This is a genomic window from Pseudomonas sp. 51_B, assembly GCF_017491595.1.
GTDB lineage: Bacteria > Pseudomonadota > Gammaproteobacteria > Pseudomonadales > Pseudomonadaceae > Aquipseudomonas > Aquipseudomonas promysalinigenes.
On the sequence record NZ_JAFGYW010000021.1, the window covers coordinates 23087 to 41983 of the forward strand.

Genomic DNA, 18897 nt, shown 5'->3' on the forward strand with positions numbered 1-18897 from the left:
ATTGGGGTTACTTACGGGAAAAATGCACGACCAGTTTGTCGCCCACGCTTTGCAGGACTTGAACCAGCACCAGCAACAGCACCACGGTGACTACCATTACATCGGTCTGGAACCGCTGATAGCCGAAGCGGATGGCCAAATCGCCAAGGCCACCCGCCCCCACCACACCGGCCATGGCGGTGTACGACACCAAGGTGATGGCGGTGACGGTAATCGCCGCGAAGATGCCCGGACGGGCCTCTGGCAACAGTGCGCTGGTGATGATCTGGCGGGTAGTGGCGCCCATCGACTGGGTCGCTTCGATGATGCCGCGGTCTACCTCACGCAGGGCAGTTTCGACCAAGCGCGCGAAAAATGGTGTGGCGCCCACTACCAGCGGCGGGATAGCGCCGGCCACCCCCAGGGAGGTGCCGGTGATCAATACGGTGATCGGGATCATCACGATCAGCAGAATGATGAACGGCAGCGAGCGCAGGATGTTGACCACCAGCGACAGCAGTGCGTAAACACCCTTCTGTTCGAACATCTGCTTCGGGCCGCACAGGAACAGCAGCACGCCCAGCGGCAGGCCCAGCAGTACGGTGAAGAACAGCGAGCCGAACAGCATGATCAGGGTATCGACAGTGGCCAGCCAGATTTCGGCCCAGTCGACATTGGCGAAGAAATTCAGAGCGTCCATCAACGCAGTACCTCCATATGTACGTCAGCTGCCGTGAAGCGGGCGAATGCCGCTTCCATGTCCCCACCAATCAAAGCGAGGGTCAGCTGGCCATAGGGGACATCCTTGATGCGGTCGATACGCCCGGCCAGGATGCTGTAGTCCACACCCGTTTCGCGGGCCACGGTACCCAGCAGCGGCGCGTAGGTGGCGTCGCCCTGGAACGTCAGGCGCACGATACGCCCCGGCACGTGGGCGAAGTCATCACGTTGCTCGCCTTCATCGACCTGCTCGTCTTCCTGGACGAAACGCTTGGTGGTGGGATGTTGCGGGTGCAGGAACACCTCGGCCACCGAGCCTTGCTCGACGATCTGCCCAGCATCCATCACTGCCACGCGGTCGCAGACCCGGCGGATCACGTCCATTTCGTGGGTGATCAGCACGATGGTCAGCTTCAACTCACGGTTGATTTCGGCCAGCAGTTGCAGCACCGATGCAGTGGTTTGCGGGTCGAGTGCGCTGGTGGCTTCGTCGCACAGCAGAATCTTCGGGTTGGTGGACAAGGCGCGGGCAATGCCTACACGCTGCTTTTGCCCGCCCGAAAGCTGAGCCGGAAACTTTTTTGCATGATCCGACAGGCCCACGCGGGCCAGCAGCTCTGTGACACGTTTGTCTATCTGGCTGCGCGACAGCTCACCGGCCAGGGTCAGCGGCAGCGCGACGTTGTCGGCGACTGTCTTGGACGCCAGCAGGTTGAAGTGCTGGAAAATCATCCCGACCTGCTGGCGGAAGCCGCGCAGCTGATTGGCGTTGAACGCCGTAACGTCCTCGCCGTCGACGATGATCGTGCCCCCGGAAGGCTCTTCCAGGCGATTGATCAGGCGCAGCATCGTGCTTTTACCGGCACCGGAATGGCCTATCAGGCCGAATACCTGGCCATCTTCGATGGTCAGGGTGGTCGGATTCAGTGCGGGGATTTCCCTACCGGCGACGCGGTAGGTCTTGTGTACGTTTTGGAACTCGATCACGTAGCGAACCTTGTGGGGCGCATGGAATTTGGGTCAGCGGTTGGCTGGGTCGCGCATTTTAGCCTTTTCCCATAGCTGTTCTTAGCATTTATTTCGTATTGGACCAATGCTTCGGGCATATGGCGACAATCGGTATTTCAGATTGAACGCTCGGTGAAGGGTTCCAGTCACTACTAGAACTAGCCCGCCCAGGGCACGCCTGAAGACTGACGAGGAGAACCGATCATGCCCAGCAAGAAGCCGGATACGCCCAAGCACAGCGAGGCGGCAGGTACTCAAACCCCTGACCGGGCCAATACCAATGCCAAATTGCAAAGCCTGGAGGCTTTTCGCAGCGACGCCACAGGCCAGGCGCTGCGCACCAATCAGGGAGTGAAGATTGCCGACAACCAGAATAGCCTGAAGGCCGGTGCCCGCGGCCCCTCGCTGCTCGAAGACTTCATCATGCGTGAGAAGATTACCCACTTCGACCACGAGCGCATCCCTGAACGTATCGTCCACGCCCGCGGGACCGGCGCCCACGGCTACTTCCAGAGCTATGGTTGCCACGCCGAACTGACCAAGGCCGGCTTCCTTCAGGACCCTGAAAAGATCACCCCGGTTTTCGTGCGGTTTTCCACCGTACAAGGGCCGCGTGGCTCTGGCGATACGGTGCGAGATGTACGCGGCTTTGCCGTCAAGTTCTACACCGATGAAGGCAACTTCGATCTGGTTGGCAATAACATGCCGATCTTCTTCATCCAGGACGCGATCAAGTTTCCCGACTTCGTGCATGCGGTCAAACCCGAGCCGCACAACGAGATGCCCACCGGCGGTTCAGCCCATGACACCTTCTGGGATTTCGTTTCGCTGGTGCCTGAATCTGCGCACATGGTGATGTGGGCCATGTCCGACCGCGCCATCCCACGCAGCCTGCGTATGATGGAAGGCTTTGGTATCCACACGTTCCGCCTGATCAACGCACAGGGCGTGGCCAGTTTCGTCAAGTTCCACTGGAAACCACGCCAGGGCGTGCACTCAGTATTGTGGGACGAGGCGCAAAAGCTTGCGGGGAAAGACACCGATTATCATCGCCGCGACCTTTGGGAGGCCATCGAGACGGGCGATTATCCAGAGTGGGAACTGGGGGTGCAGATCGTGCCCGAGGCCGACGAGCACAAGTTCGACTTCGATTTGCTCGACCCGACCAAGCTTATCCCCGAAGAGCTGGTGCCCGTCACCCTGCTTGGCAAGATGGTGCTCAACCGTAACCCTGACAACTTCTTCGCCGAAACCGAGCAAGTGGCTTTCTGCCCAGGCCATATCGTGCCGGGCATCGACTTCACCAACGACCCACTGCTGCAAGGCCGTTTGTTCTCCTACACCGACACCCAGATCAGCCGCCTGGGTGGGCCGAACTTCCATGAAATCCCGATCAACCGCCCGGTCGCGCCCAACCATAGCGGCCAGCGCGATGCCATGCACCGCATGACCATCGACAAAGGCCGTGCCTCTTACGAGCCCAATTCCATCGATGGTGGCTGGCCCAAGGAAACCCCACCTGCCGCACAGGACGGCGGTTTCGAGAGTTATCAAGAGCGTATCGACGCGCACAAGATCCGCCAGCGCAGCGAATCGTTTGGCGATCACTTCTCCCAGGCCCGGCTGTTCTTCAACAGCATGAGCCCTACCGAACAGCAGCACATCATCAAGGCCTATAGCTTTGAACTGGGCAAGGTAGAGCGCGAATACATCCGCCAGCGCGAAGTGGACGAGATCCTGGCCAACATCGACCTGAAACTGGCGGCGGCCGTAGCGGCCAACCTGGGCTTGTCGGCGCCCAAGCAAGGGTCTGTCGCGGTCAAGGAAAGCAAACTCAAGCAATCGGCTGCCCTCAGCCAGATGAACCACCCCGGTGATGTGGGCATCAAGGGGCGCAAGATCGCAGTGCTGGTGACCGATGGCGTTGATGGCGCCAGCGCAGACAAGCTGATCAAGGCGCTAGAAGCACACAGCGCCCGACCTATGCTGTTGGGGCCGACCTCGGCGCCGGTGAAAACGGCAGATGGCAAGCAGCTGACGGTGGATGCGTCCATGGAAGGCATGCCGTCGATCATGTTCGATGGCATTGTCGTGCCCAAAGGTGCGGACAAGGGGCTGCTTTCGAGCGGGTTGTCCAAGCACTTCCTGCTCGAAGGCTACAAGCACCTCAAGGCGATGGTGCTGACCAAGGACCTGCTCACGGGGCTGGGGCTCAAGGAAGACAAAGGCCTATTACTCGGTGACGAGCAGAAAACCCTGGATGCCTTCGTCAAAGCGGTTGAAGGGCATCGAGTGTGGGAGCGCGAAGCCGCGGCTGAAGCGGTACCAGCCTAAATGGACCAAGGCCGCCCTTACAGGATCTGTAAGGGCGGCCTTTTATCGCCAAATCCAGGGCAGCACGCCCAAGATACTCAACGCTGATGCGGTACTAGCACCACTTGAGCTGGCATCGAGCGTTGGATCTCATGTTTCTGCTTGAGCTCGAAGCTGCTGTCTAACTTGTGCACACGCTTGGCTAGCAAATTCTTCAACCAAGGCGCGTCCTGCGTGCGCGGTACCTGGAAGACCACGTCGCAGCCATAATTGACTACGTCTTTAGCGATGTCGTCGAGTTGGCGGCGCATGGCCTGGATATCAGTGGTTTTCAGTGCAATGACCGTGCTCGGTGCCGTAGGGTCGATCACTCGCGCCTGGGGCTTGGCCTCGGCGGCCTTCAACGCCGCCTCGGCCTTCTCCAGCTCGGCCTTGCGTGCCTGGCTTACGGCGTCACCACCAGTGACGGCCGGCGCCTGTGGCATCAACGCACGTGCCCGTGCCAGGGCGGTGGCGGCGGCATTGACATCGCCCTTCTGCAGCACGATCTGGCTACGCGCCAGATAGGCTTCGGCCAACTGGCGTTGGTTTTGCTCCAGGCGTGGGTCATCAGGTGACTGCGCCTGCAGGGCGGTCAACTGGTCTTCGGCGGTGGCCAGCTCATTGCTGGCGATGCTCTGTTGCAGCTGCTGCCAGGCATCGACTTGGGCAGGTACATCGGCCTGTTCGACCGGCGCACTGGAACAAGCGGCCAGGAGCAGGGAAAACGCGGCAACAAGCAGATAACGGGATGCGAACGGCTTCATTCCTGCGACTCTCTATTTGCGCAAAAAGCGAGCAAGTCTACACCCAGGTGCGCACGCTCGAAAATAAGTCTTACAGACCCTTTACCTGGGAAAAGGTTGCAGGGTACACCGGGATGTACCCTGATCGTCAGCGTTTGGGCAGGGCCAGGCTCAGCAAGAATAGCACTGCAGCGCAGACCACGATCGATGGCCCGGCAGGGGTGTCCTTGAACCAGGACATGGCCAGGCCACCGCAGACGGCAGTGATGCCCAGCAGGCTCGCGCCCAAGGCCATCTGCTCGGGCGAGCGGGCATGACGCTGAGCGGCCGCGGCGGGGATGATCAGCAGCGAGGTGATCAGCAGTACGCCGACAATTTTCATGGCCACGGCAATCACCACGGCGATCAGCAGCATCAGCGCCATACGCAGGCCCGCCACCGGCAGCCCTTCGACCATGGCCAATTCTTCGTGCACAGTGATTGCCAGCAACGGCCGCCATAGCAGCGCGAGCAGCACTAATACCAACGCGCTGCCGCCCAGGATCCAACCCAGGTCACTGGTGCTTATGGCCAGAAGATCGCCGAACAGGTAAGCCATCAAGTCGATGCGCACGTCATGCATGAAACTCAGCACCACAAGGCCCAGTGACAGGGTACTGGGGGCGAGGATGCCGAGCAGCGTGTCGGAGGCCAGCGGCTGACGTTGCTGCAAGGTCACCAGCAGGATCGCCAGCAGCAGACAGCCCACGGTCACGGCCAAGGCCGGGCTCACGTCCAGCACGAAGCCCATGGCCACGCCCAACAGTGCGGCATGTGACAGGGTGTCGCCGAAGTACGCCATGCGTCGCCACACCACGAACGATCCGAGCGGGCCCGCCACCACTGCCAGAGACAAACCCGCAAGCAAGGCGTAGAGAAGAAAATCAGCCATGCTTGCAGTGCTCTCCGTGAACATGGGTGTTGGGCGCAATCACCGAGCCGTGCAGGTCGTGACTGTGGTCATGATGGTGGTGGTAGACGGCCAGGCTCGGCGCGTTCTGGCCGAACAGTTCAACGAAGGCCGGGTCGTTGCTGACTTGCTCGGGGTGGCCCGAGCAGCATACGTGGCGATTCAGGCACACCACCTGATCGGTAGCGCTCATCACCAAGTGCAAGTCGTGGGAAACCATCAACACGCCGCAGCCGTGACGGTCGCGTAGGCGGGTGATGAGGTTGTACAGCTCGGTCTGGCCGACCACGTCAACGCCCTGCACAGGTTCATCCAGTACCAGCAGTTGCGGCTCGCGCAGTAATGCCCGCGCCAGCAGTACGCGCTGCATTTCGCCGCCGGAGATGGTCTGGATCGGGCTGTCGATGACCTGCTCGGCGCCTACTTCCTGCAATGCCGACAAAGCCGCGGCGCGGTCGACCCCCGGCACCAGGCGCAAGAAACGCAACACCGAAAGCGGAAGCGTGGCGTCGACCTGGATCTTTTGCGGCATGTAGCCGATGCGCAGCTTGGGCTTGCGCCAGACCTTGCCGCGGTGGGGCTTGAGCAGGCCGAGCACTGCCCGCACCAGGGTTGTCTTGCCGGCACCGTTGGGGCCTATCAAGGTCACGATCTGGCCAGGCGCCACGGCCAAATCGATGCTGTCGAGCACGGCCTCGCCGCCAAAACTGACGCCGACCTGCTCCAGGCGGATCAGGGCGTCACTCATGCCGCACTCCGGCAGTTGGCACACAGGCCGACGATTTCAACGGTTTGGGTCTCGACGCTGAAACCCACGTCTTTGGCGCTGTCGGTGATGGCACTGCTGATGCTGTCCTGCTCCAGCTCGATGGCCACGTGGCATTCACGGCAAATCAGGAATTGACCCTGGTGAGCGTGCTCGGGGTGGCTGCAACCAATGAAGGCGTTGAGCGATGCGATGCGGTGCACCAGGCCGTTTTCCAGGAGGAAATCCAATGCTCTATATACCGTGGGTGGCGCGGCGCGGCGGCCATCCTGCTCACTAAGCACTGCCAGGATGTCATAGGCGCCCAGCGGTTTGTGGCTCTGCCAAACCAGCTCCAGCACGCGCCGGCGCAGCGCGGTCAGGCGCAGGCCCTGGCGCGTGCACAAAGCATCGGCCTCGGACAAGGCGCTGTGCACGCAATGGGAATGATCGTGGGGACGGTGAGCCAGCGGCGTGATGGACATGGGCAGCGACGGTTCTGGATAGAGACGTTATTATGTTACCTGTTTCTGACGAGTCGAGTATTGATCGTGTCCCGATTCCTAGTGCTTTTTGTCGCTTTCATCGCCTGTTCAGCCCAGGCTGATGTGCGTGTATTGACCAGTATCAAGCCCCTGCAACAGATTGCCGCTGCCGTGCAGGATGGCGTTGGCAGCCCGGATGTTTTGCTGCCCCCAGGCGCATCGCCACACCACTACGCCCTGCGCCCCTCGGATGTGCGCAAGGTTGGTGATGCCGACCTGCTGTACTGGATCGGCCCTGACATGGAGAGCTTCTTGCCACGGGTGCTCGGTAGCCGTAGCAAGCCCACGGTAGCCCTGCAGTCCCTGGCGGGGATGCAGCTGCGCCATTTCGGCGAGGACAGCCATTCCCACGAGCAGGCCGATCATGACGACCACGATCATGATCATCGCCCAGGCAGCCTGGACGCTCACCTTTGGCTGTCCTCGGTCAATGCCCGGGTGATCGCGGCGAAGATGGCCGCAGACCTGGCGGCGGTCGACCCGGGCAATGCCGCGCGCTACCAAAGCAACCTCAAGGGCTTCACCGAGCGCCTGGATGCACTGGATGCGCGGATCAAGGCGCGGGTGGCCGGTATCGCTGGCAAGCCGTACTTCGTGTTCCATGAAGCCTTCGACTACTTCGAGTCGGCCTATGGCCTGAAGCACACCGGCGTGTTCAGTGTGGCGTCGGAAGTTCAGCCCGGTGCTCAGCATGTGGCTGCGATGCGCAAGCGCCTGCAGGAAGTGGGTAAGACCTGTGTGTTCAGCGAGCCGCCGCTGCGCCCGCGCCTGGCCGAGACGCTGACCGCCGGACTTCCAGTGCGTCTGGCCGAGCTGGATGCCCTGGGGGGCACAGACCCGGTAGATGCCAAGGGCTATGAGCGCTTGCTGGAAAAGCTCGGCGATGACTTGGCGGGGTGCCTGGAACAGCTATAAGCCTTGGGTTGTTCTTCGGCTGTGAGAGCGAGCGCCGCCCGCGCGGCGCTTGATTTCACAGGCGCTGAATCCCTCCGGTAGTAAACCTCAAAGGGCAAACGGCAAGTGCAAAGCCACTTCTTGGCGCTGTGCCAGACGCACCTCGAATTCGCTTGGGTCGTGAATCATCACGTCCATCCCGGCAAACGACTCTGCCGCAATCAGCCGCGATAGCCAGAAGCGTACGCAGCCGACCCGCAACATCTGCGGCCACAGCTCGGCTTCAGCGGCAGTGAAAGGCCGCAGCGCCGCATAGGCACCCAGCAGCGCCTGGGCACGTGGCATGTCGATCGCACCCTGCTCATCCAGGCACCAGTCATTCACGGTGATGGCGATGTCATACAGCATCGGCCCGGAACAGGCGTTGTAAAAGTCGATCACGCCCGTCAGGTGCGTACCTTCGAACATCACGTTGTCACGGAACAGGTCGGCGTGCAGGTTGGCTCTTGGCAGCGCCAGGATTTGCGCCTTGTGCGCGCGGATCTCGTCCAGCGCCGGTTGCAGCAAAGCCGCCTGAGCTGCGCTCAGGCGTGGCAGCAGTTCTTCACCCGCTGCCAGCATCCAGTCCAGGCCACGATCGGTGCGGCGCTCGATGATCCGTTTGCGGGTAGCCAGGTGAATGTGTGCCAGCAGTTCACCGACCTGGGCGCAGTGCTGGGCATTGGGTGCCTTGATGTGCTTGCCCGACAGCCTGGGTTGCAGCAGCGCAGGCTTGCCGCAGAGCTCGCGCAGGGCATTGCCGTCACGGTCGCGCAGGGCGTAGGGCACCGGCATGTCGGCATCGTGCAGCACGTCTAGCAGGTCGATGAAGAACGGCATGTCCTCGACTGGCCCGCGCTCTACCAACGTCAGGACGAACTCCCCTTGTTCGAGGCTGACGAAGAAATTGCTGTTTTCGGTACCGGCGGCAATGCCCTGGAAGTCGAGCAGACGGCCCAGCTCGTACGGCGCCAGAAAGGTTTCCAGCTCAGGCCGGGTCACGGGGGTGAAGACTGACATGATGAAAAAAAGCCCATACGGGCACTTCCGCCGGGAAGTGCCGGGTTGATGTGAACGGTGCGCGCGTCAGATTACCACTCGAAGATCTTCCAGGACGGAATCAGCATGTCCGGTTGGTCGGAACGAATGAAATTGGCATCAGTGCCATCGGCGCGGACCAGGAAATACGGCTTGCCGTTTTTCGGCGTGATCTTGATTGCATACAGGAAGCCGTTTTGCCGGTATTCCTGGATGGTTTTATCGCCTTCCGTGCGAATGGTCACCTCGGGATCGGCCGAGGGGGCGTCTTCCGCCGCCAGGGTAACGACCGGCATGGTTGCCAACAGGCCGAGCAGTAACAGGCGATTGAGTGTACGCATGATAACCTAGTCCCTTTGTCGTCATTTATCCGGCTATTCTAGCTCCGGACCCGCCGAAAAGGTTGATTCTGCTCATGAGCCAAGCGCCCCTCGTCCTGGTGGACGGTTCCTCCTACCTCTACCGCGCCTTCCACGCCCTGCCGCCGCTGACTACGTCCAAAGGCATGCCGACTGGCGCGGTCAAGGGTGTGCTGAACATGCTCAAGAGCCTGCGCAAGCAATACCCTGACAGCTTGTTCGCCGTTGTGTTCGACGCCAAGGGTGGGACCTTCCGCGATGCCATGTTCGCCGAATACAAGGCCAACCGCCCGAGCATGCCCGATGATTTGCGAGTGCAGGTCGAGCCCTTGCATGCCAGCGTCAGGGCGCTGGGGTATCCGCTGCTATGTGTCGAAGGGGTCGAAGCCGATGACGTGATTGGCACCTTGGCGCGCAGCAGTGCCACTCAAGGCCGTCCGGTGATCATCTCTACTGGCGATAAAGACATGGCGCAGCTGGTGGACGGCCACGTCACCCTGGTCAATACCATGACCGGCAGCGTGCTGGACATCGCCGGCGTGCACGAGAAATTCGGTGTCGGCCCGGAGCACATCATCGATTTCCTCGCCCTGATGGGCGACAAGGTCGACAACATCCCCGGCGTGCCTGGCGTCGGTGAAAAAACCGCTGTTGGCCTGCTGACGGGTATTGGCGGTGGTTTGAGCGACCTTTATGCCAACCTCGACAAGGTTCCGAGCCTGGCCATCCGAGGTGCCAAGTCATTGCCGGCCAAGCTGCAAGAGCACCGTGACGCGGCGTTTTTGTCCTATGAGCTGGCCACCATCAAGTGCGACGTGCCGCTGGATGTTGAAGTCGAGGCGCTGGTGTGCGGGGAGCCAGACCGCGAAGCACTGCTGGCGCTGTACACCGAAATGGAATTCAAGAGCTGGATCGCCGACATCCAGCGCGATGCGGCCAAGGTAGGCGAGGTGGTCGCCCCAGTCGAAGCGCCAGCTGCGAAGGTCGAGCCTAAATACGAAACCATCCTGGATCAGGCGCGTTTCGATGTATGGCTGCAGAAGCTGCGTGAAGCGCCGCTTTTTGCTTTCGACACCGAAACCACCAGCCTCGATGCTCAGCAGGCGCAGCTGGTTGGCCTTTCGTTCGCCGTCGAGCCCCACGAAGCCGCCTATGTGCCGCTGGCCCACGACTACGAAGGTGCTCCGGCTCAACTAGACCGCACGGCTGTGCTCCTGGCGCTCAAGCCTTTACTGGAAGACCCGACCAAGGCCAAGGTCGGGCAGAACGCCAAGTACGACATCAACATTCTTGCCAACAACTCGCCCGCCATCGAGCTGCGCGGCGTGGCCTACGACACCATGCTCGAATCGTACGTGCTCAACTCGACCGCCACACGCCATGACATGGATAGCCTGGCGCTCAAATACCTCGAGCACTCCACCATCGCGTTCGAGGACATTGCCGGCAAGGGTGCCAAGCAACTGACCTTCAACCAGATCCCCCTGGACAAGGCTGGCCCGTATGCCGCCGAAGACGCTGACATCACCCTGCGCCTGCATCATGCGCTGCAAGCCCGCCTGGCGCAGACCCCAAGCGTGCAGCCGGTGCTGATGGACATCGAAATGCCTCTGGTGCCGGTACTGGCGAAGATCGAGCGCCAGGGTGCACTGGTGGACGCCGCGCTACTGAAGGTGCAAAGCGGCGAACTGGGGGTGAAGATGGCCGAGCTCGAACAGCGCGCCTATGCCCTGGCCGGTGAGGAATTCAACCTCGGTTCGCCCAAGCAGCTGGGGGCGATTCTGTATGACAAGCTGGGCATGCCGGTGCTGAGCAAGACTGCCAAGGGCCAGCCCTCCACCGCCGAGGCGGTGCTCGATGAGCTCGCCGAGCAAGGCTACCCGCTACCCGAAGTGCTGATGCAGTACCGCAGCCTGAGCAAGCTCAAGAGTACTTACACCGACAAGCTGCCGGGGCAGATCAACCCGCGTACCGGGCGCATTCATACTTCCTACCAACAGGCCGTGGCCGCAACCGGTCGGCTGTCTTCCAGCGACCCGAACCTGCAGAATATTCCGATCCGCACCGCCGAGGGGCGACGCATCCGTCAGGCTTTCGTTGCCAGCCCCGGCTATAAGCTGCTGGCCGCCGACTACTCGCAGATCGAACTGCGCATCATGGCGCACCTGGCCAAGGACGAAGGTTTGCTGCATGCCTTCCGTAATGACCTGGACGTGCACCGTGCCACTGCCGCAGAGGTGTTCAACGTGGCGCTTGAAGCAGTCACCACAGACCAGCGGCGCAGCGCCAAGGCGATCAACTTCGGCCTGATCTACGGCATGAGTGCGTTCGGCCTGGCTAAACAGATCGGCGTGGACCGCAAGCAGTCGCAGGACTACATCGATCGTTATTTCGCTCGTTACCCAGGCGTGCTGGCCTACATGGAGCGCACCCGCACCCAGGCAGCGGAGCAAGGCTTTGTCGAAACCCTGTTTGGCCGACGCCTGTACCTGCCGGATATCAACGCCAAGAACCCAGCCTTGCGCCGGGGCGCTGAACGCACTGCGATCAACGCGCCGATGCAGGGCACTGCTGCCGACATCATCAAGCGCGCCATGGTCAACGTCGACAATTGGCTCAGCGATAGCGGCCTGGATGCACGGGTGATCCTGCAAGTGCACGACGAACTGGTGCTTGAAGTGCGTGAGGACCTGGTCGACCAGGTGCAGCATGAAATACGCGCGCACATGAGCAGCGCTGCACAATTGGATGTTCCTCTTGTGGTCGAAGCAGGTATTGGTGCGAATTGGGACGAAGCTCACTGATTGAGCTTGGGAAGCTGTGTAGGATCTGCTGCGTGGTGCCGCAGATCCCGGCATGGCTCTATGCCATTAGTTCCCGAGTTTCATGAAACTATCGCAAATAGTTTTGAGGGCTCAGGAACTAAACCGGTGAAGCGGGACTCAGAGTAACTGAATGGCTGGTGAAGCCTTTCGATGCTCCTATGTTGTGTTAAGTGTTGGCAGATACCTGGACCCCGCCCTAGCGGTCCAGACTTGAACCCCGAACTTCCCCCTCCCCATACGAAGTCCGGGGTTTTTTTTGCCCGCAATTTGTCATCTGGTCTGTAGAGACGCCCCGTGGACACAGCTTGACCCGCAAAAGCGCCGGCCCATATAGCGTCGCAGTCGCGGGTCCATCTCTGCTATCAAACAGCTGGCTTGTCTTCCAACTCCATCCAATCCGCCAGCACCCGGTACGCCTCTTCAAGGCCCAGACGTTTGGGTGCCGAGAATAACTGGATGGTCACACCATCCCCCCAGCCCTTGCGAATTTCCGACTGCACCTTGAGCAAGGTGTTTTTGCCTGCACCGTGGGTCAATTTGTCGGCCTTGGTCAGCAGGATGTGCATCGGCATGCCGCTAGCTTTGGCCCAGTCGAGCATCATCTTGTCGAAATCGGTCATGGGGTGACGCGTATCCATCATCAGGATGACACCGCGCAGGCATTCGCGGCTGCCCAGGTACGCTTCCAAATGCTTCTGCCAGTGCTGCTTGAGCGGGATCGGGACTTTTGCATATCCGTAACCCGGCAGGTCGACCAATCGCCGTTCATCGTCCAGACTGAAGAAATTCAACAGCTGGGTGCGCCCTGGGGTCTTCGAGGTACGCGCCAGGCTGGCATGAGTCAGGGTGTTGAGGGCGCTGGATTTGCCGGCGTTGGAGCGGCCGGCGAAAGCCACTTCGTAACCTTGATCGTCCGGGCATTGTTCGACCTTGGCTGCGCTGAGGGCGAATTTGGCTTTCTGGCAGAGGCCGAGGATGGGGTTCTTGACTTGCATGGGATATCCGATGTGGGTGTTGCCAAAGCCTAGGCTGGCAAGCGGTGTCGTTTCCGTTTGGATGGCGGAAGTATATAATGCCCCAGTTTTTGTGTGCTCATTCTCCCAGCGAAGGGGAATGGGCATGGGGTGTCGAACAATAGCTCGCGCATCAGAACGCAGCGCGTCCCCCAACCCTGTCAGGTCGTTTCGCATGGCGAAGTGGCTGCTAGCTGTCGGTATGTTCCTGCCGGTTTTCAGCGCACAGGCTACACAGGATCCCGAGGCGTTGTACAACCGCACGTGTGCGGCCTGTCACGCCGGGCAGTTGCCGCAGGCACCCAAGAGGGGTGACACGGCAGCTTGGGAGCCACGGCTGGCGCAAGGCATGGAGCAACTGCTAGTGCATGTTACCCAGGGTTTCAAGGCTATGCCGCCGCGTGGATTGTGCATGGACTGCAGTACCGAGGACTACCGTTCGGTCATTCTTTGGATGAGCGGCAGTCCCGATACATAACATTTCACCCTTAGCCGTGTTGGATTAGCTGATGAACAAACTAGTCGTGAGTCTGCTGTTGACCCTGGGGGTCGCAGGTGCGGCCACTGCTGCAGAACCCCTCAAAGGCGATGCCGCTGCCGGCCAGGCCAAAACTGCCGTTTGTGGTGCCTGCCACAACCCCGACGGCAATAGCCTGGCACCGAACTTCCCGAAACTGGCCGGGCAGGGCCAGCGCTATCTGGAAAAACAGCTGCACGATATCAAGTCGGGCAAGCGCACCGTGCTGGAAATGACCGGCATGCTGGCCAGTTTCAATGACCAGGACCTCGCCGACATCGCCGCCTGGTTCGCCAGCCAGAAGGCCAGTGTCGGGGCTGCCGATCCCAAGTTGGTCGACCGCGGCCGCGCGCTGTTCAATGGCGGTAACCTGGAAAAAGGCATGCCCGCCTGTACCGGTTGCCACTCGCCCAACGGTGCAGGTATTGCCCTGGCTGGCTTCCCGCACCTGAGCGGCCAGCATGCGCAGTACGTAACCAAGCAGCTCACGGACTTCCGCGAAGGCAACCGCACCAACGATGGCGATGCCATGACCATGCGCACCATCGCCGGTAAGCTGAGCAATCACGAGATCGAAGCATTGGCCAGCTACATCCAGGGCCTGCATTAACATTCGGTTAATGCTGTAACGCTAAAGATGAAAGGGCGGCGCGGGCCGCCCTTTTTTCTGTCCGCAGCCGTTACACTACAGAACTCGGGCCCTTCGCCACCGGTCTCAGCACAGGTCGCGTCGAGGCGACCAATGAATGCTCAGGAGTAAAGCATGCGTAAACTGATTCTCAGCGCCGCGCTGGTCGCTGCCAGCGTACTCGGTATGACTGCCGTCCAGGCCGCCGAGCCTGCCACTGCCGGCAAGCAATACATCGAGCTGAGCAACCCTGTTCCGGTATCCCAGCCAGGCAAGATCGAAGTGGTCGAGCTGTTCTGGTATGGCTGCCCTCATTGCTACCACTTCGAGCCGACCATCAACCCCTGGGTCGACAAGCTGCCCAAAGATGTCAACTTCAAGCGGGTGCCAGCCATGTTCGGTGGGCCATGGGATGCTCACGGTCAGATGTTCTTGACCCTGGAAGCCATGGGTGTCGAGCATAAGGTTCACGCGGCCGTTTTCGACGCCATCCAGAATCAGCACAAGCGCCTCACCGATCCGAAAGACATGGCCGACTTCCTCGCCACCCAGGGTGTCGACAAGGACAAATTCCTTGCCACCTTCAACTCGTTCGCGATCAAGGGCCAGGTCAATCAGGCCAAGGAGTTGGCGAAGAAGTACGAGATCACCGGCGTGCCTAGCATGGTGGTCAACGGCAAATATCGCTTCGACCTGGGCACCGCCGGCGGGCCGGAAGGTGTGCTGAGCGTTGCCGACCAGCTGATCGCCAAGGAGCGCGCCGCTAAGTAAGCGGCGTAACCATGCGGCGCTTCAGATCCGCGCGTGGCATTGGCCTGCACCAGCCGCAGGTCAATGAGCATCACCTGCAGGCCCCAGGCCTGCCGGAAGATGGACGGCTGCGGCTGCTCAGTTTCAATATCCAGGTTGGCATCAGCACCGAGCGCTACCGGCATTACCTGACCCGCAGCTGGCAGCACCTGCTGCCACATACCGGGCGGGCGGGGAACCTTCAGAAAATTGGCCAGTTGCTCAGCGATTTCGACCTGGTGGCCCTGCAGGAAGCCGATGGCGGCAGCTTGCGTTCAGGCTATGTGAACCAGGTGGAGCACCTGGCTCAATTGGGTGCCTTCCCCTACTGGTATCAGCAGCTCAATCGTAATCTTGGGCGCTTTGCCCAGCACAGCAACGGCGTGCTCAGCCGGCTCAAGCCAAACCAGCTGGAAGACCACCCACTGCCCGGCCCGGCTGGACGTGGCGCTATCCTGGTGCGCTTCGGTGAGGGCGAGGACGCGCTGATCGTGGTCATGATGCACCTGGCCCTTGGCGCCAAGACGAGGGCTCGGCAACTGGCCTATATCCGTGAGCTGATTGGCGGTTATCGTCACCAGGTGCTGATGGGCGATATGAATACCCATGCCACCGACCTGCTGGAGCACTCGCCTTTGCGTGACCTGGGCCTGATTGCCCCGCAGGTCGAGGCCACCTTCCCCAGTTGGCGCCCCCAGCGCTGTCTCGATCACATCCTGCTCAGCTCAAGCCTTACCTTGGAGCGGGTCGAAGTCCTGGCCCAGCCGATTTCCGATCATCTTCCCGTTGCGGTCGAGATCCGATTGCCTGATGCATTGACTGTGGATACGCTGCCGGTCTTGAGCTAGATCAGCTCGATTACGGCCAGCCCTCAAGTGTTTGAGGGAGCCGCCGACAGCGTGTCATTACACAGCCCCCAGATGCATTACCCGTCGCGGATCAAGGCATGACCGAAGAAGCCGAGCGCTGGAAAGAAAAATACTTAAAAAGCATCGAAAAGCAGGAAAAGCTCGAGCGCCGTTGGGATGCTCGCCTTGACCTGCTGCGTCGCGGCCTGGTGCGCAGTACGCTGGCTGCAGAAGGCAGCGACAAGGTCGTGGACCAGTGCATGAAGGAAATGCGCGAGGTCATTCGCAGCGACAACATGGACGCCGGCCTCGCCGGCTTGATCCCGCGCTTGGAAAAGGCTGTGCTGGACTCCGAGCAGCGTCGTGAAACGCGCATGAACCAGGTCAGTGATGCCCTCAACGCGTTGGTGACCCAACTTCAAGGCCTGCCGTTGCCCGGTGACGTCGCCCGCCAATTGAAAAAGTTGGCGAAGAAGCTCGACGGCGGTGTTGCCCAGTCCCGAGAACTGCCGCCCCTGCTGGGTGAGCTCAGTGGCTTGCAGGGCCGCGCCCTTTCCTCTTTGAGCAAAGCCGACGACGAGGCCAGGCCTGGCTTTCTCCAACGCCTGTTTGGCAACCGTGAAAGCGAACCGCAGGCTGAGCGAGAGCAGGTGTCACCGCCCCCCTCGGCCATCGCCTCAGCCGCCGACCCGCAGCCGAGCGGCCCAGTACTGGTTGATTTGCCAGTGCAAGATGCCGATGAGCTTTTGCCGCTTGTACCGCCCGAGGCTGCAACACAGGTTGAAGAAACTGCCGACCCCACAGTACCTCAGGCCTACTCGGCACCTGAGCCTGCAGTCGAGTCTAGGGCGGAGCTGCCGCCTGAGCCTGAACGCACCGACCAAGAAGCCCGCGAGCAGCATCAGGCACACGAGCCGCTGGCGCAGTGGCTAGCGGCCCCGGTCGATGACCCGCTCGGGGAAGACGGGCCGTACTCGCTACCCGATGCGGTAGAGCCGCCGTATAGCCAGGTGGCAGCGCACATCGAGCAGACCCTGATCGGCCTGCTGGACGACCTCAGCCTGCCAGAACGCCACAAAGCCCAAGCCTTGCAGATGCGCGAACGGGTGGCGCGCGGGCTCAACTGGTATGAGTTGATCCCGGTGCTGGATGACTTGGCTGTACTGATGCTGGCTATCACCGACAGCGGGCAGCATGAGTTAGAAACCTACTTGCAACAGCTCAATGAACGCCTCGAAGGCTTCCAGAGCCACCTGCACGAAGCCAGTGCAGGCCATGCCGATAACAGCTGCGCCGCCCGCGAACTGGACAGCCAACTGCGCGAGCAGGTCGATGGCCTGCAAAGCAGTGTGCAGGGGGCAGTGGATGTGGACAGCCTCAAGCACATTCTTGAAAGCCGCCTGGAGGGGCTGCTTGGCACCATGGACGAGCATCAGCGCGAGCGGGACCGTCGCGAGCAAGAGCTTGCCGGGCGCCTTCAAGGCCTGGCCGAGCGTGTTGCGAGCATGGAACAAGAAGCGCTGGGTTATCGCGAACACCTTGAAGAGCAGCGCCAGAAGGCGTTGATCGACCCGTTGACCGGTTTGCCCAACCGCGCAGCCTGGGCCGAGCAAGTCGAGCGCGAAACTCGTGACTGGCAGGAGCAAGGTGGGCACTTGGCCATGGCCATTCTCGATCTGGATCACTTCAAGCGGATCAACGATAGCTACGGCCACCTGGCAGGCGACAAGGTGCTGAAGATAGTTGCCGACCAATTGCGCAAACGGCTGCGCCCCCGTGACTTCATTGCTCGGTTCGGCGGCGAAGAGTTCGTACTGTTGTTGCCGCAGACCTCGCCGGCGGCGGCTAGCCAAGTTGCTGAGGCAATGCGCGCCGCTATCGAGGCCTGCCCGTTTCACTTCAAAGGCGAGCGGGTTGTCATCACCACTTCAATCGGCCTGAGCGCCTGGCGTTCAGGCGAGCGCGGCGACCAGGTCCTCAAGCGCGCGGATGCGGCGTTGTACCGGGCCAAGGATCTTGGCCGTAACCGGGTAGAACAAAGCTGAGGGGGTAGCCAACCCATGTATACGTTATGCTATTGCATTACTGACTGCTGACTTTGGCTCCCCACATGAAAGCGCTATTTTCCGCCTTGCTGCTAATTGCACTGGCTGGTTGTTCGACCGGCCTGCGCATCGACCGCAGCCATCCCTCTGCCAACCAGGACAACCGTATCCAGTTCGTCGTCCTGCACTACACCAACGCCTCGCTGGAGCGTTCGCTGGCGTTGCTGACCAAAGGCGAGGTCAGTGCGCACTACTTGATTGGCGATGGCCCAGCCACGGTCTACCAACTGGTGGATGAGAATCGCCGTGCCTGGCACGCTGGTGAAAGCCAATGGCAGGGGCGTACCTGGCTCAACTCCAGCTCCATTGGCATCGAAATCGTCAACCCGGGGTTCGATGAAACCGCCAATGGTCGTGTCTGGTACCCCTACAGCGAAGCTCAGGTCCAGTCACTGATCGCTTTGCTCAAAGACATCGTCAAGCGCAACAATATCGAGCCGCGGCACATCATTGGCCACAGTGATATCGCCCCATTGCGCAAGCTTGACCCAGGCCCCTTGTTCCCTTGGAAGCGCCTGGCCGATGCTGGCCTGGGAATCTGGCCCGAGCCCAACGCCGTGGCCCGCCAGCAGGCCTACTTCAACGTCAACCCACCGACCATTGGCTGGTATCAGCAGGAGTTGGCCCGCTTCGGCTATGCCATCGAGCAGACTGGGCAGCTGGATGTCGCCACCCGCCACGTCATAGCCGCGTTCCAGATGCACTTCCGCCCGCAGCGTTTCGACGGGATGCCGGACGCCCAGACTGCAGCCATGCTGGCGGTGCTCAACCGCATGCGATAAGCGCATTGCAGCCGGG

At 60.9% G+C, this 18897-nt stretch carries 18 protein-coding genes; 9 read left to right on the plus strand and 9 right to left on the minus strand.

Annotated elements, in window-relative coordinates; genetic code table 11:
- Nucleotides 1–7: 7 nt before the first annotated feature.
- Together J5M56_RS19025 and J5M56_RS19030 are read right to left on the minus strand one after the other, a co-directional pair.
- Complete coding sequence (locus tag J5M56_RS19025) at nt 8–679, minus strand: methionine ABC transporter permease (RefSeq protein ID WP_060479046.1); 672 nt, start codon at nt 677–679, stop codon at nt 8–10.
- On the minus strand, nt 679–1686 hold the full coding sequence (locus J5M56_RS19030; RefSeq protein ID WP_060479045.1) for a methionine ABC transporter ATP-binding protein: 1008 nt from the start codon (nt 1684–1686) through the stop codon (nt 679–681). The genes J5M56_RS19025 and J5M56_RS19030 overlap by 1 nt, the downstream gene beginning before the upstream one ends.
- A gap of 225 nt (nt 1687–1911) precedes the next feature.
- Here J5M56_RS19030 and katE point away from each other — a divergent pair, with 225 nt between their 5' ends.
- Nucleotides 1912–4041, plus strand: a complete 2130-nt coding sequence (katE, locus tag J5M56_RS19035; RefSeq protein ID WP_060479044.1) for a catalase HPII — start codon at nt 1912–1914, stop codon at nt 4039–4041.
- 77 nt (nt 4042–4118) lie between these two features.
- On the opposite strand, the gene J5M56_RS19040 is transcribed toward katE, so the two are convergent.
- From J5M56_RS19040 to zur, 4 genes are all read right to left on the minus strand, one after another.
- Nucleotides 4119–4826: a PA5502 family lipoprotein gene (locus tag J5M56_RS19040; RefSeq protein ID WP_060479043.1), complete on the minus strand. Its 708-nt coding sequence runs from the start codon at nt 4824–4826 to the stop codon at nt 4119–4121.
- Nucleotides 4827–4953: 127 nt separating this feature from the next.
- Nucleotides 4954–5736 carry a zinc ABC transporter permease subunit ZnuB gene (gene znuB / locus J5M56_RS19045; protein ID WP_060479042.1) on the minus strand — a complete coding sequence of 261 codons (783 nt, stop codon included), beginning with the start codon at nt 5734–5736 and terminating at the stop codon, nt 4954–4956.
- Nucleotides 5729–6502 carry a zinc ABC transporter ATP-binding protein ZnuC gene (znuC, locus tag J5M56_RS19050; RefSeq protein WP_060479041.1) on the minus strand — a complete coding sequence of 258 codons (774 nt, stop codon included), beginning with the start codon at nt 6500–6502 and terminating at the stop codon, nt 5729–5731. The genes znuB and znuC overlap by 8 nt, the downstream gene beginning before the upstream one ends.
- A complete protein-coding gene (zur, locus tag J5M56_RS19055) occupies nt 6499–6984 on the minus strand; it encodes a zinc uptake transcriptional repressor Zur (protein WP_060479040.1) in 486 nt (161 codons plus the stop codon). Before zur ends, znuC begins: the two co-directional genes overlap by 4 nt.
- A gap of 66 nt (nt 6985–7050) precedes the next feature.
- Between zur and J5M56_RS19060 the strand changes: the two genes are divergently transcribed.
- A complete protein-coding gene (locus J5M56_RS19060) occupies nt 7051–7959 on the plus strand; it encodes a zinc ABC transporter substrate-binding protein (RefSeq protein ID WP_347709430.1) in 909 nt (302 codons plus the stop codon).
- 87 nt (nt 7960–8046) lie between these two features.
- Here the strand turns inward: J5M56_RS19060 and J5M56_RS19065 are convergent, their stop codons facing one another.
- Both J5M56_RS19065 and J5M56_RS19070 read right to left on the minus strand, forming a co-directional pair.
- Nucleotides 8047–8997 carry a homoserine kinase gene (locus J5M56_RS19065; protein WP_207937547.1) on the minus strand — a complete coding sequence of 317 codons (951 nt, stop codon included), beginning with the start codon at nt 8995–8997 and terminating at the stop codon, nt 8047–8049.
- Nucleotides 8998–9068: 71 nt separating this feature from the next.
- Nucleotides 9069–9356, minus strand: coding sequence for a DUF2782 domain-containing protein (locus J5M56_RS19070; RefSeq protein ID WP_027917186.1), 288 nt, complete (start codon nt 9354–9356; stop codon nt 9069–9071).
- A 74-nt stretch (nt 9357–9430) separates the two neighbouring features.
- On the opposite strand from J5M56_RS19070, the gene polA reads away from it, so the two are divergent.
- Nucleotides 9431–12178 (plus strand): DNA polymerase I, encoded by a 2748-nt coding sequence (gene polA, locus J5M56_RS19075; protein ID WP_060480219.1) that lies wholly within the window; start codon nt 9431–9433, stop codon nt 12176–12178.
- Nucleotides 12179–12561: 383 nt separating this feature from the next.
- Here the strand turns inward: polA and yihA are convergent, their stop codons facing one another.
- Entirely contained in the window at nt 12562–13194 is a 633-nt protein-coding gene (yihA, locus tag J5M56_RS19080; RefSeq protein WP_027917188.1) for a ribosome biogenesis GTP-binding protein YihA/YsxC, read from the minus strand.
- 193 nt (nt 13195–13387) lie between these two features.
- Here yihA and J5M56_RS19085 point away from each other — a divergent pair, with 193 nt between their 5' ends.
- The 6 genes from J5M56_RS19085 (at nt 13388) to J5M56_RS19110 (ending at nt 18881) form a co-directional block, all read left to right on the plus strand.
- Nucleotides 13388–13690 (plus strand): c-type cytochrome, encoded by a 303-nt coding sequence (locus tag J5M56_RS19085; RefSeq protein ID WP_186476063.1) that lies wholly within the window; start codon nt 13388–13390, stop codon nt 13688–13690.
- Between the two features lie 31 nt (nt 13691–13721).
- Nucleotides 13722–14339, plus strand: coding sequence for a c-type cytochrome (locus J5M56_RS19090; protein WP_060480217.1), 618 nt, complete (start codon nt 13722–13724; stop codon nt 14337–14339).
- A 153-nt stretch (nt 14340–14492) separates the two neighbouring features.
- Nucleotides 14493–15128 (plus strand): thiol:disulfide interchange protein DsbA, encoded by a 636-nt coding sequence (gene dsbA, locus J5M56_RS19095; protein WP_060480216.1) that lies wholly within the window; start codon nt 14493–14495, stop codon nt 15126–15128.
- 11 nt (nt 15129–15139) lie between these two features.
- Nucleotides 15140–15994 (plus strand): endonuclease/exonuclease/phosphatase family protein, encoded by an 855-nt coding sequence (locus J5M56_RS19100; RefSeq protein ID WP_060480215.1) that lies wholly within the window; start codon nt 15140–15142, stop codon nt 15992–15994.
- Nucleotides 15995–16092: 98 nt separating this feature from the next.
- A complete protein-coding gene (locus tag J5M56_RS19105; protein ID WP_207937548.1) occupies nt 16093–18039 on the plus strand; it encodes a GGDEF domain-containing protein in 1947 nt (648 codons plus the stop codon).
- A 65-nt stretch (nt 18040–18104) separates the two neighbouring features.
- Nucleotides 18105–18881 (plus strand): N-acetylmuramoyl-L-alanine amidase, encoded by a 777-nt coding sequence (locus J5M56_RS19110; protein ID WP_186476060.1) that lies wholly within the window; start codon nt 18105–18107, stop codon nt 18879–18881.
- Nucleotides 18882–18897: the final 16 nt, after the last annotated feature.

Coding starts and splice junctions, on each gene's coding strand:
- yihA (WP_027917188.1), bottom strand. CDS start 13,194: ATGCAAGTCAAGAACCCCATCCTCGGCCTCTGCCAGAAAGCCAAATTC.
- J5M56_RS19100 (WP_060480215.1), top strand. CDS start 15,140: ATGCGGCGCTTCAGATCCGCGCGTGGCATTGGCCTGCACCAGCCGCAG.
- znuC (WP_060479041.1), bottom strand. CDS start 6,502: ATGAGTGACGCCCTGATCCGCCTGGAGCAGGTCGGCGTCAGTTTTGGC.
- katE (WP_060479044.1), top strand. CDS start 1,912: ATGCCCAGCAAGAAGCCGGATACGCCCAAGCACAGCGAGGCGGCAGGT.
- polA (WP_060480219.1), top strand. CDS start 9,431: ATGAGCCAAGCGCCCCTCGTCCTGGTGGACGGTTCCTCCTACCTCTAC.
- J5M56_RS19040 (WP_060479043.1), bottom strand. CDS start 4,826: ATGAAGCCGTTCGCATCCCGTTATCTGCTTGTTGCCGCGTTTTCCCTG.
- J5M56_RS19090 (WP_060480217.1), top strand. CDS start 13,722: ATGAACAAACTAGTCGTGAGTCTGCTGTTGACCCTGGGGGTCGCAGGT.
- J5M56_RS19085 (WP_186476063.1), top strand. CDS start 13,388: ATGGCGAAGTGGCTGCTAGCTGTCGGTATGTTCCTGCCGGTTTTCAGC.
- J5M56_RS19070 (WP_027917186.1), bottom strand. CDS start 9,356: ATGCGTACACTCAATCGCCTGTTACTGCTCGGCCTGTTGGCAACCATG.
- J5M56_RS19105 (WP_207937548.1), top strand. CDS start 16,093: ATGACCGAAGAAGCCGAGCGCTGGAAAGAAAAATACTTAAAAAGCATC.
- znuB (WP_060479042.1), bottom strand. CDS start 5,736: ATGGCTGATTTTCTTCTCTACGCCTTGCTTGCGGGTTTGTCTCTGGCA.
- J5M56_RS19065 (WP_207937547.1), bottom strand. CDS start 8,997: ATGTCAGTCTTCACCCCCGTGACCCGGCCTGAGCTGGAAACCTTTCTG.
- J5M56_RS19025 (WP_060479046.1), bottom strand. CDS start 679: ATGGACGCTCTGAATTTCTTCGCCAATGTCGACTGGGCCGAAATCTGG.
- zur (WP_060479040.1), bottom strand. CDS start 6,984: ATGTCCATCACGCCGCTGGCTCACCGTCCCCACGATCATTCCCATTGC.
- J5M56_RS19110 (WP_186476060.1), top strand. CDS start 18,105: ATGAAAGCGCTATTTTCCGCCTTGCTGCTAATTGCACTGGCTGGTTGT.
- dsbA (WP_060480216.1), top strand. CDS start 14,493: ATGCGTAAACTGATTCTCAGCGCCGCGCTGGTCGCTGCCAGCGTACTC.